This window comes from Winogradskyella pacifica (assembly GCF_003386275.1).
Taxonomy (GTDB): domain Bacteria; phylum Bacteroidota; class Bacteroidia; order Flavobacteriales; family Flavobacteriaceae; genus Winogradskyella; species Winogradskyella pacifica.
The window spans coordinates 1-1,167 of the sequence record NZ_QREI01000046.1; the positions used below are offsets into that span (position 1 = coordinate 1).

At 38.1% G+C, this 1,167-nt stretch carries 1 pseudogene; it reads right to left on the reverse strand.

What is annotated here, in order from left to right:
• A pseudogene (locus DFQ09_RS18730) lies at positions 1-1,167 on the reverse strand (CUB protein); the annotation flags it as partial.

Consider the following 1,167-nt stretch of genomic DNA (forward strand, 5'->3'; position numbering starts at 1 on the left):
TCCATTTTCTGCATTGATTTCTGTTTCGTGGTAGGTCACCTCTAAACCTGAGGCTCCTCCAGTAATTTCATTATCAGCATCCGTAAGTGTAAACACCCCAAAACCATCATTATCTGGATCACAGTATCTCAATGGCTGTGGTGTAAAGGCTATTGGCGCTTGCTCTACTACTAATTCTAAATTAGTGGTATCGTAACAGCCTGTATTGATGTTTTCTACACGTACAAAAATGATTTGTCCATTACTTGTATTGGTATATAAAGTTGGCAATGGATTTGTTTCTGTTTCTGCTTCTACCAAAGTCTCATAGTAACTTACAGAATACGCAGGGTTGTTTCCTGTGATTTCTGTGTTCTTTAGACTTAAGTCCATTTCTGTTAGACCGTCTGGTGTACCATCGTCACAAACTTCTAAAGCACTTGGCGCTACTAATTGTGGTAGAGGGTTAACTATTAAATCGAAAGTTACATCTGAAGTACATCCTGTTAGTGTATTGGTTAATACAGCTATAATAGGTTGCGGATTACTAATATTAGTATAGCCACCTAAAATTGGGTTTATTTCTGCACCAGCATCTGCTGCATTCGCATAATAACTCACGGACACATTCACCTGTCCGTTTAAAATCTCTGTAGTCTTTGTAGCTAAATCAAAAACTTCTTCATCATCACCTGTCGCATTATAATCACACAACTCGTAGTTTGTTACTGCTGTAATCGTCGGTAATGGATTTACAATCAATTGAACCGGTGTTGTATCATAACAGCCCGTTGCACTATTTTCAATACGTGCTATAATTTCTTGTGCACCGGCTTGTGTATTCGTATAAATAGTTGGTAAAGCACTACCTCCTACTTCTGCATCGGCTTGATTGGCATAATAGCGAACCGTCATACCAGCCTGTGAGCCAATAATTTCTGCGTCTTTAGTACTAAGATCAAACACCGCAAAACCATCTGTATCATCATCACAAACTTCAAATACTGATGCTACATTAGCAATAGGATTTTCTAAAACCTCTAATGCTAAGCTGTTGACGCTATAACAGTTCGTTGTGGTATTCTCTAAACGTACAAATACAGTTTGATTGTCAATTGTAGTGTTCACATAACCATCAAATATCTCTGCGTTATCGTTTTCTGCTCCCGCTAAGTTTTCATGAAAAGA